The following is a 9439-nucleotide window of genomic DNA, read 5'->3' on the forward strand; positions in this document are numbered from 1 at the left end:
CGCGATTAACCCATTCCGTTACAGCGCGATTTGCTCTAAGCCCCCCATCCCCCTCGGGGTAACTCCTTTCTATACTGCGACATAAGGTCGCACACATATCCAGACCTTTACTTACTTGGCCGTTTGGCCCGTAGGCGCTCCGTTGGGGGGCGATGGCAATAACAAAGGAGTGACTGACTATGATCCATCATGTCGTGGGGCTCTTTACCCACCCTGATCAAGAATGGAAAGAAATCCGTGGCGATCAGGAGGAAAGCATCAGCCACATGTACCTCACCCACACGCTGATCCTGGCGGCCATCCCCGCCGTATCGGCATTCATCGGCACCACGCAGGTGGGATGGGTCATCGGCAATCGTCCACCGGTCATGCTCACACAGGAAAGCGCGCTGTGGATGACCATCATGTCGTACCTGGCCATGTTGGGCGGCGTGGCGGTAATGGGTGCCTTCATCCACTGGATGGCCCGCACCTACGACGCCAATCCGAGCCTGGCCCGTTGCGTCGCGTTTGCCACCTACACCGCGACACCTTTGTTCATCGGCGGCCTGGCGGCGCTCTACCCGCACATGTGGCTAGGGATGATCGTCGGCACGGCGGCAATCTGCTACACCGTCTACCTGCTGTACGTCGGCCTGCCGACGTTCATGAACATTCCCCAGGACGAAGGTTTTCTGTTTTCCAGTTCGGTGCTCGCGGTCGGCCTGGTGGTGCTGGTGGCCATCATGGCGTTCACGGTGATCGTCTGGGGGCTGGGCGTCGGCCCGGTCTATACCAATTGACGTAGTGCCCTCCAATAAAAAAGCAGGATCTGCCGACACAGGCCGCCGCAAGGCGGCCTTCCTGTGTTTGAAACGACCACTGGGCGCCTGGGCGATTCGCAACGGCCGACGCTTGCGGCATACTCGGGCTTCTGGAGACCCGTAAAGCATGCTCGAGCAACTCAATACCCGCGTCGAAGAGTGTTACCAACAAGCCGAATCCTTTTTCAAACGTCCTTTCAAACGCCCGGTGGTCAGCTTCAAATTGCGTGGCCAGAAGGCCGGTGTCGCGCACCTGCATGAAAACCTGCTGCGCTTCAATCCACAGTTGTACCGGGAAAACGCCGAAGACTTCCTCAAGCAGACCGTCGCCCACGAAGTCGCGCACCTGATCGCCCACCAACTGTTTGGCGAACGCATCCAGCCCCATGGCGAAGAATGGCAACTGATCATGCGCGGCGTGTACGAACTGCCGCCCAACCGTTGCCACACCTACGAAATCAAACGCCGCAGTGTGACCCGCTACATCTACAAGTGCCCTTGCGATGGCAGCGACTTCCCGTTCTCGGCCCAGCGCCACAGCCTGGTGCGCCAGGGGCGGCGGTATTTGTGCCGTAGCTGTCGCAATACCTTGGTGTTCAGTGGGGAAACGCGGGTGGAATAATGCTCTTGTGGTGTCTGGGCTGACCTCATCGCGAGCAAGCTCGCTCCCACAGGATCCGTGAACGCCAAAGATCCAGTGTGGGAGCGAGCTTGCTCGCGATGGCGGCCTTGCGGCCCTACAAAACCACCCCGCTCCTACGCAATTCGGCAATCCGCAGCGCACTGAACCCCAACGCCCCCAGCACCTGATCCGTATGCGCTCCCAGCTCCACGCCAATATGGCGAGGCTCGGGCAGACCGTCTGAAAACCGCAACGGACAGGCCATCTGCGCCTGGCTCGAACCATCCCCTCGGGGCACCTGTTTCACCAGCTCCCGAGCCTGTAACTGCGGATGCCGGACAGCCTCCTCCAGGCTCAGCACCGGCTCGACACAGGCATCGATCCCGGCAAACACGTCGCACAGTTCGGCAAAATCATGCTTCTCGAACTCGGTTTGCAATGCCTGCTTCAGGGCCTGTTGCTGCTCAGGCTTGGGCGACAGCCCCTGGGCCGCCAGTTCCGGCCGCCCCAAAGCCTCGCACAGCGCCTGCATGAAGGCCGGTTCCAGGCTGCCCACCGACATCCAGCGACCGTCTCGGGTGCGGTAATAGTCGTAGAAGCTGCCGCCGTTGAGCATCTGATTCTCCCAACCCGGTTCCACACCGCAGGCCAGGTAACCGGCGCCGGCCATGGCGTTGAGGCTGAACACGCAGTCAGTCATGCTCACGTCAAGGTGCTGGCCCTGACCGGTCTGCTGACGGGCGATGACCGCCGCCAACAGTCCGATCACCCCGTGCAATGAACCACCGGCGATATCCGCCGCCTGAATGCCCAGCGGCAACGGCCCGCTGTCGGCACGGCCGGTGTGGCTGGCCAGCCCCGCCAGGGCCAGGTAATTGATGTCGTGGCCGGCGCGATCCTTATAAGGGCCGGTCTGGCCGTAGCCGCTGATCGACACGTAGATCAGCCGCGGATTGATGGCTTTCAAGGCTTCGTATCCCAGGCCCAGCCGCTCCATCACACCGGGGCGGAACTGTTCCAACAGGATGTCGTAGTCCCCCAGCAACTGCGTGACCACCTCCAACGCTTCCGGCTGCTTGAGGTCCAGGGCCAGGCTGCGCTTGTTGCGGTTGAGGTAGGCGTGGCTGGCCGATACGCCCTGGTCATGGGGCGGCAGTACCCGCAACAAGTCCTGACGGGTCGGCGACTCGATGCGCAACACCTCGGCCCCCATGTCCGCCAGCAACAGCGAGGCGAACGGGCCAGGCAACAGGGTCGAGAAATCCAGAACCTTGAGCGATGCCAGTGGGCCTTGCATGGGTGGTCTCCGAAGGGGGGATGGTTAGAGACTAGGCAGGGACTGGCGGTGGGGCAATTACCGCAGGTGCCAGTCTGGATGACCATTGCGCTCAGCGTGAGAGCTGTTGTGGTGAGGGCGCTTGCACCCTCACCACAGAAGCCTCCTCGACTGGAGAGCTCTGCCAATAAAAAAACCCGCCGAAGCGGGTTTTTCATTGCAGCCTGAAGATTACTTCACAGTGCCTGGAGCAGAGGTCTCAGCCGCAGCAATCTGCGCCGCCGCGATCTGCTCGTCATCTTCACGAACGTCGGAGATACCGCGACCACCGGAAGCCAGCTCGGTCTGCAGCTGGTCTTCGTCCAGCTCCTTGACCCACTTGGCAACCACGATGGTGGCGACAGCGTTGCCCACCAGGTTGGTCAGGGCGCGGGCTTCGGACATGAAGCGGTCGATACCCAGGATCAGCGCCAGGCCAGCCACCGGCAGGTGACCTACGGCCGACAGGGTGGCCGCCAGTACGATGAAGCCGCTACCGGTCACGCCAGCAGCACCTTTGGACGACAGCAACAGCACCAGCAGCAGGGTGATCTGGTGAGTCAGGTCCATCGGGGTATCGGTGGCCTGGGCAATGAACACCGCCGCCATGGTCAGGTAGATCGAAGTACCGTCGAGGTTGAACGAGTAGCCAGTCGGGATCACCAGGCCTACGACAGATTTCTTGGCACCCAGGCGCTCCATCTTGATCAGCATGCGTGGCAGGGCCGATTCCGAGGAGGAAGTACCCAGCACAATCAGCAGTTCTTCACGGATGTAGCGGATCAGCTTGATGACGCTGAAGCCGTGGGCGCGGCAGATGGCGCCCAACACCACCAGCACGAACACCACGCAAGTGATGTAGAAGCAGATCATCAACTGGCCCAGTTGCACCAGCGAACCGACACCGTAGGCACCGATGGTGAACGCCATGGCACCGAACGCGCCCAGTGGAGCCAGCTTCATGATCATGTTGATGATGATGAACATCACGTGGGCGAAGCGATCGATGAAGTCCAGCACCGGCTTGCCGTAGGCACCCAGGCGATGCAGGGCGAAGCCGAAGAGCACCGAGAACATCAGCACTTGCAGGATGTCGCCGTTGGCGAACGCGCCGACGATGGTGTTCGGGATCACGTTGAGGATGAAGGCAATGATGCTCTGGTCTTTACCGGCCGAGATGAAACCGGCGATCTTGCTGGTGTCCAGGGTCGATACGTCAATGTGCATGCCGGCGCCCGGTTGCACGACGTTGACCACGACCAGACCGATCAGCAGGGCAATGGTGGAAACGATTTCGAAGTACAGCAGCGCGTAGCCGCCGGTCTTGCCCACCGATTTCATGTTCTGCATGCCGCCGATACCACTGACGACGGTACAGAAGATGATGGGGGCGATGACCATTTTGATCAGTTTGATGAACCCGTCGCCGAATGGCTTGAGGGCAACACCGGTCTGCGGGTAGAAGTGGCCGAGCAAAATACCGATGGCAATGGCTACGATCACCTGGAAATACAGGGATTTGTACAGTGGCTGACGAGTCGTCATGGCAAACCTTCCTCAAGAGTCCCGCATGACGACTTCCACCTGTCGTCCACGGCACCTCAATTGCGAACCCTCCTGCACTGGAGGGATTTGTTTTTTTCGGCTGCACGCGGCAGACCTATCCAACGCATCGCAAAGCGCGTGCCATTTTTGCGAAATGCCCTACACCCGGTATAGCAGACGGGCTTGCGGTTTCCACACGCGACTAAACGCAGCGTGTAAGTGGCGGATTTCCGCCTACAGACCATCCCGCGCTCCGGGATTTGGCGGATATCCGCCTTGTCCAGCCTCAAGCCCCTGCTACCATTCGCCCGCTTAACGGACGGATTTCTGCCATGCGCCAACGCACGATCGCCAGCCACTTCGCCCGCGCTGCCCTGGGCGGCGCACGTCGGCAAGGCTTCGACTATTTTCCCTTGCTGCAACAATTGAACATCAGCCCTGAACTGCTGGATGAACCGCGTGCGCGCATCGCGCCGGAACAGTTCGCCCGCCTGCTGCAAGCGTTGTGGCTGGCAATGGAGGACGAATACCTGGGATTCGGCCGGGCGCCGAGTAAACCCGGAACGTTTGCCATGATGTGTCACGCGCTGATCCACTGTCGGACCCTGGGCAAGGCCCTTCAGCGCGGCTTGCTGTTCTACAGTCTGTTCCCCGACGCCCCGCGCCTGACGCTGGAAACCGAAGGCGAACGGGTGCGGCTGGTGCTGGACGACTCGACGTTGTGGGACCCCGATCACTTCCTGACTGAAAGCCTGCTGGTGGTCTGGCATCGCCTCGCCAGTTGGCTGATCGGCCAGCGGATAGGCCTGGAGCAGGTGACTTTCGGCTATGCCAGGCCCGCCCACGGGGCCGAATACGACTTATTGTTCCCCTACCCGCTGGTATTCGACGCGCCCGGCAGCAGCCTGCTGTTCCACAGCCGCTACCTGGACATGCCGCTGTTGCAGGACGAACGCACCCTCAAGCAGTTCCTCGAACACTCCCCCGCCGACCTGCTGTCACGCCCGGACGATGGCCACAGCCTGAGCAGCCAGCTGCGCCGCCTGCTCAGCCGCGACACGGCACGCTGGCCCGACCTGGACACCGTCGCCGCCCACTTGCACATCAGCCCGCAGACCTTGCGCCGGCATCTGCGGGAGGAAGGCACCAGCTTCCAGGAGCTCAAGGATCAGTTGCGGCGGGATATCGCCATCTACCACTTGGGGCGTGCGGATTTGTCGTTGCAGCAGATTGCCGAGCAGTTGGGTTTCTCCGAACCGTCGGCGTTTCACCGGGCGTTCAAGAAGTGGACGGGGCTGACGCCGGGGGCCTACAGGGAGTTGGAGAACTGATTTCCTGATTGGTTTTTTGTGGTGTGCTGACGGGCCTCATCGCGAGCAAGCTCGCTCCCACATTGGATTTTCGGCGCTCACAAATCCCTGTGGGAGCGAGCTTGCTCGCGATGAGGCCCGCAAACACACCGAAAACATCCCAGTCAAACCACCGGAAAATGAATCCGGAACGCCGCCCCGCCCAGCTCCGAATCCCCCAGGTTCAACCGGGCGCCGTAGCTTTCGATGATGTCCTTGACCACCGCCAGGCCAATGCCCTGCCCCGGATGCTGACGGTCCAGCCGTTCGCCCCGTTGGAGGATCCGCGCACGTTGATCCGGCGGCACGCCCGGCCCATCGTCCTCGACGCTCAACTCCGTGCCGCCGAGGGTCTGGTGCACGCTGACACGCACCTCGCCCAGGCACAGTCGATAGGCGTTCTCCAGCAGGTTGCCGAGCATCTCCAGCAACGCACCCTGTTCGATCGGCACCTGGCAGTGCTCCGGCAAATCGAAACTCACATTGACCCGCTTGTCGCGATAGACCTTGTCCAAGGTGTCGCACAGGCTTTGCAGCACCGGGCGCAAGCGCACCTGATGGCGCACCAACCCGCTTTTGCGCAGGCTGGCGCGCTGCAACTGGTAGCCGATCTGCTGGCTCATACGCTCGATCTGGATTTGCAGCACCCAGGCCTGGCCACGGTCCTCGGGGCGCCGGGCCATGTCTTCGCTGACGCCCTGCAACACCGCCAGCGGGGTCTTCAGGCTGTGGGCCAGGTCATCGAGGGAATCGCGATAACGGCTGCGCTGCTCCCGTTCGCTGTAGAGCAAGCGATTGAGGGAACCGGTCAGGCGCAACAGTTCCCGGGGATGCTCGGTACTGAGGCTTTCCCGGGCGCCGCTTTCGATTTCGTCCAACTCCTGGCTCAGGCGCCGCAACGCCCGCAGGCCCCAGGTCAGGCCGATCCATAACAGCGCCAGCAACACCGCCAGGGCCGCGCCAAAGCCCAGGTAGAGATTGTCCCGCAGCCCCTGCAAGGTCACTTCGTAGTCGCGCACCGGTTGCAGGGTAACGATGCTGAACGCCGCGTTCTGGCCGCCAAGCAGCTTGATCTCGACGTCATAGACAAAAAACTCCTGGCCGTCGTTCTCGCGAATGCGGGCAAACTGGTTGCCCTGGCCGTCATAGCGCGGCGTGTAATTGATGTTTTCTTCCTGGGTGGCCTTCGACCGCCAGACCAACCGCCCCTCACGATCATAGATGTAGCCCAGCAGGCGGGCATCGGCGAGGTTGAAGCGCTCATCGGGCAACTGCGTCGGCATCTTCAAGCGGTTGTTTTCCACCCGGGCGGCGGAAATCAGCGTGGTCACGTCCGAGGCCAGGCGTTGCTCGATGGATTCCTGCAACGCCAGGCTGAACGCGCCTTGCATGGCCGGCAACAAGGCCAGCATGAACAGCACCGCCAGGGTCATCGCGGCCAGCATCAGCCGCAGCCGAAGCGAACGAATCACTGGCAGCGCTCGTTGAACAGGTAACCCAGGCCGCGCACGGTGTCGATGGGCTTGAAGCCGGCCGGGGCCTCCAGTTTGCGGCGCAGGCGCCCTACCAGCACTTCGATGACATTGGGATCGCGCTCGTCGTCATCGGGGTAGAGCTGCTCCATCAAGCGGTCCTTGGCCACCACTTGCTGGTGATGGCGCATGAGGTATTCGAGGATGCGGTATTCGTAGGCCGTCAACGCCAGTGGCTCCTCGCCAAGGGACGCCTGCTTGCGGTTGAGGTCCAGCAGCAACGGCCCGGCGACGATGGTCGATTGGGTGAAGCCGCTGGAGCGACGCAACAAGGCGTTCAACCGGGCCTCCAGCTCTTCGAACTGAAACGGCTTGACCACGTAGTCGTCGGCACCGGCGGCCAGGCCTTCGACCTTGTCCTGCCAGTTGCCGCGGGCGGTCAGGATCAGGATCGGAAACGTCTTGTCCTGTGAGCGCAGCCGGCGGATCAGCTCCAGCCCGCTGATACCCGGCAGGCCGAGGTCGATCACCGCCAGGTCGTGGTTGAATTCCCGGACCTGGTACAAGGCCTCTTCGGCATTGGCCACAGCCTGCACCACATGGCCGCTGTCGGTGAGACGGGTCTGCAGGTGATGACGCAACAGCGCTTCGTCTTCGACGACCAGTAATTTCATGGAGCCTCTCCCCAGGCAAATCAAACAATCGCGCGCGGCGCACCTCAACGAAAGGCGCCGGATCGTCTTCGACCGATCCGGCTGGATACACCCACCCTGGCCAGCTTAGAACGTGTAGTTGGCGGACAGGTAGGTCTGGGCACTGCTGGTCAGGTCCAGCGAACCGACCTTGTCACCACCGTGCGGGCTCATCTCGGTACTGGCGTTGCTGCGCAGGTAACGGTAACCCAGTTCAACCGAGGTGTTCTGCGAAATTTGTTGCAGCACGCCGCCCTGCAGGCCTACCGCGTAGCCGATGTCGCTGTCGCGGCTGAAGCCGGGCGAATCCTGGGTCAGCTTGGTCAGGCCCACCGTGCCGCCACCGAACAGTTTGGTGCTGCTGGTGACCGGAAGGAACACATCGTAGCTGCCCAGCAGGTTTTCCTGGCGCAGCTTGATGCCGTTGTGGGTGCCCGAGACGTTGTCGTAGGTGGCGTAGTAGCGTCCCTGGTCGTTCTGCTTGCCCAGGCGCAGGCCATACGTGGTGTCCTTGCCGATGATGCCGTCGGCGTTCGGATGGTTCAGGTTGGCATCCAGGGCGTCGGATTTCTTGACCTTGTCGCTGGTCTGGCCGAGGGTCAGGCTGGCGAAGTTGTCATCGGCGTGGGCCAAGGCGCTGGCGCCCAGCACGGTGAAAGCCAGCAACAGTTTTTTCATCTGAGTCATGGTCGAGCTCCTTTGAAGCATGGGTGGTGTGTGAAGTCGCTGTCACGTTAACCAGCGCTCCCTGAACACCCCTTGAACGTTCTCTGAACCTGCGCTGAATGAATCGGCTAATCTGTGCGGACCACTTTCATAAGGAGATCCGTCATGCGCAGGCTGCTTGCTGTTGTACTTCTGGCCATGAGCGGCGTGAGCCACGCCGCCATCCAGACCCAGGAGATCCCCTACACCAGTGCCGATGGCACCCAGCTGATCGGTTACTACGCTTATGACGACGCCGTCAAAGGTCCGCGCCCGGGTGTGGTGGTGGTGCACGAATGGTGGGGGCTGAACGATTACGCCAAGCGCCGCGCCCGTGACCTCGCGGGCCTGGGCTACAGCGCCCTGGCCATCGACATGTACGGCGACGGCAAGAACACCGAGCACCCCAAGGACGCCCTGGCCTTCATGCAGGCGGCACTCAAGGACGGCAAAGCCGCCAGCGCCCGCTTCCAGGCCGGTCTCGACCTGCTGAAGAAACAGCCCCAGACCGATCCGGACAAACTCGCCGCCATCGGCTACTGCTTCGGCGGCAAGGTGGTGCTGGATGCGGCGCGCCAGGGTGTACCGCTGGCCGGCGTGGTGAGCTTCCACGGTGCGCTGGTGACCAACACCCCGGCCACGCCGGGCAGCGTCAAGGCCAAGGTACTGGTGGAGCACGGCGCGCTGGACAGCATGGTCACCCAGGACAACGTCACCGCGTTCAAGAGCGAAATGGATAAGGCCGGCGCCGACTATAAATTCGTCAGCCTCGAAGGCGCCAAGCACGGCTTCAGCAACCCTGACGCCGACCGCTTGAGCCACGGCGAACATGGCGGGCCGGACATTGGCTACAACAAGGAAGCCGACGAGAAGTCGTGGGCGGACATGCAGAAGTTCTTCAAGAAAATCTTTGACTGACGCATAACCTTTGTGGCG

Annotated in this window: 9 protein-coding genes; 4 read left to right on the forward strand and 5 right to left on the reverse strand. The window is 61.8% G+C overall.

Annotation, left to right across the window (positions count from 1 at the left end; genetic code table 11):
• Window positions 1–179 precede the first annotated feature (179 nt).
• The gene (locus J4E53_RS28380) at window positions 180–782 is read left to right on the forward strand and encodes a Yip1 family protein (protein WP_039591896.1); all 603 of its coding nucleotides are present in this window, start codon (window positions 180–182) and stop codon (window positions 780–782) included.
• Window positions 783–930: 148 nt separating this feature from the next.
• Complete coding sequence (locus tag J4E53_RS28385; RefSeq protein ID WP_003204703.1) at window positions 931–1425, forward strand: SprT family zinc-dependent metalloprotease; 495 nt, start codon at window positions 931–933, stop codon at window positions 1423–1425.
• 115 nt (window positions 1426–1540) lie between these two features.
• Here J4E53_RS28385 and J4E53_RS28390 read toward each other — a convergent pair whose 3' ends face one another.
• Window positions 1541–2722 carry a CaiB/BaiF CoA-transferase family protein gene (locus tag J4E53_RS28390; RefSeq protein ID WP_103311084.1) on the reverse strand — a complete coding sequence of 394 codons (1182 nt, stop codon included), beginning with the start codon at window positions 2720–2722 and terminating at the stop codon, window positions 1541–1543.
• A gap of 210 nt (window positions 2723–2932) precedes the next feature.
• Window positions 2933–4285 (reverse strand): dicarboxylate/amino acid:cation symporter, encoded by a 1353-nt coding sequence (locus tag J4E53_RS28395; protein ID WP_060741049.1) that lies wholly within the window; start codon window positions 4283–4285, stop codon window positions 2933–2935.
• A gap of 332 nt (window positions 4286–4617) precedes the next feature.
• On the opposite strand from J4E53_RS28395, the gene J4E53_RS28400 reads away from it, so the two are divergent.
• Complete coding sequence (locus J4E53_RS28400; RefSeq protein ID WP_103311085.1) at window positions 4618–5616, forward strand: AraC family transcriptional regulator; 999 nt, start codon at window positions 4618–4620, stop codon at window positions 5614–5616.
• 143 nt (window positions 5617–5759) lie between these two features.
• Here J4E53_RS28400 and J4E53_RS28405 read toward each other — a convergent pair whose 3' ends face one another.
• The 3 genes from J4E53_RS28405 to J4E53_RS28415 form a co-directional block, all read right to left on the reverse strand.
• The gene (locus J4E53_RS28405; protein WP_103311087.1) at window positions 5760–7106 is read right to left on the reverse strand and encodes an ATP-binding protein; all 1347 of its coding nucleotides are present in this window, start codon (window positions 7104–7106) and stop codon (window positions 5760–5762) included.
• Window positions 7103–7780: a response regulator gene (locus tag J4E53_RS28410; RefSeq protein WP_013694070.1), complete on the reverse strand. Its 678-nt coding sequence runs from the start codon at window positions 7778–7780 to the stop codon at window positions 7103–7105. The genes J4E53_RS28405 and J4E53_RS28410 overlap by 4 nt, the downstream gene beginning before the upstream one ends.
• A 105-nt stretch (window positions 7781–7885) precedes the next feature.
• Window positions 7886–8485, reverse strand: a complete 600-nt coding sequence (locus J4E53_RS28415; protein ID WP_103311089.1) for a hypothetical protein — start codon at window positions 8483–8485, stop codon at window positions 7886–7888.
• Between the two features lie 144 nt (window positions 8486–8629).
• On the opposite strand from J4E53_RS28415, the gene J4E53_RS28420 reads away from it, so the two are divergent.
• A complete protein-coding gene (locus tag J4E53_RS28420; protein ID WP_060741045.1) occupies window positions 8630–9421 on the forward strand; it encodes a dienelactone hydrolase family protein in 792 nt (263 codons plus the stop codon).
• The last annotated feature ends 18 nt before the right edge of the window (window positions 9422–9439 follow it).

It is taken from the genome of Pseudomonas sp. FW305-28, assembly GCF_017351395.1.
Taxonomy (GTDB): Bacteria; Pseudomonadota; Gammaproteobacteria; order Pseudomonadales; family Pseudomonadaceae; genus Aquipseudomonas; species Aquipseudomonas fluorescens_AA.

Bases quoted from the DNA above. Each gene is read 5' to 3' on its own strand.
- J4E53_RS28380 (WP_039591896.1), top strand. From the start codon at position 180: ATGATCCATCATGTCGTGGGGCTCTTTACCCACCCTGATCAAGAATGG.
- J4E53_RS28385 (WP_003204703.1), top strand. From the start codon at position 931: ATGCTCGAGCAACTCAATACCCGCGTCGAAGAGTGTTACCAACAAGCC.
- J4E53_RS28390 (WP_103311084.1), bottom strand. From the start codon at position 2,722: ATGCAAGGCCCACTGGCATCGCTCAAGGTTCTGGATTTCTCGACCCTG.
- J4E53_RS28395 (WP_060741049.1), bottom strand. From the start codon at position 4,285: ATGACGACTCGTCAGCCACTGTACAAATCCCTGTATTTCCAGGTGATC.
- J4E53_RS28400 (WP_103311085.1), top strand. From the start codon at position 4,618: ATGCGCCAACGCACGATCGCCAGCCACTTCGCCCGCGCTGCCCTGGGC.
- J4E53_RS28410 (WP_013694070.1), bottom strand. From the start codon at position 7,780: ATGAAATTACTGGTCGTCGAAGACGAAGCGCTGTTGCGTCATCACCTG.
- J4E53_RS28415 (WP_103311089.1), bottom strand. From the start codon at position 8,485: ATGACTCAGATGAAAAAACTGTTGCTGGCTTTCACCGTGCTGGGCGCC.
- J4E53_RS28420 (WP_060741045.1), top strand. From the start codon at position 8,630: ATGCGCAGGCTGCTTGCTGTTGTACTTCTGGCCATGAGCGGCGTGAGC.